This is a genomic window from Brachyspira catarrhinii, assembly GCF_005518285.1.
GTDB lineage: Bacteria > Spirochaetota > Brachyspiria > Brachyspirales > Brachyspiraceae > Brachyspira > Brachyspira catarrhinii.
Genome location: NZ_SJDU01000813.1, coordinates 1 through 395, shown reverse-complemented (window position 1 = coordinate 395; position 395 = coordinate 1). Strand labels below are relative to the sequence as shown.

Genomic DNA, 395 nt, shown 5'->3' with positions numbered 1-395 from the left:
CTGTTCGTTTTCATTAAATTTATTTATAAGTTCTATATTATCGTTATATAATTCTTGCGCTTGATTAACATCGCAAATAGGATAATTACTTCTTTCGTTTATATACGCTATTAACCATATACTAATATGCTTGATATAATTTATTGGATATTTTAGTATATATTTTATCCATACTATTCTCAAATTGCTCAATTTTTTATTTGCTAAAAATGGTCTATCTTTTACCCAACCCGCCGAAAAATTATCTGCATTTAAAGGATTATCATTATAAAATCTCTTTACATCTTCAAAAGTTTTGTCTTTTTCATACCAATTTAAAGGAATTAAAGAATCGTCATTAGCTGGAACGGAACAAGCCGCTATTTGAAGTAAAATTAAATGATTTGAGGCATAAT

1 pseudogene is annotated in these 395 nt (G+C 26.3%); it reads right to left on the bottom strand.

The features are described from left to right. A pseudogene (locus EZH24_RS14570) lies at positions 1–395 on the bottom strand (hypothetical protein); the annotation flags it as partial.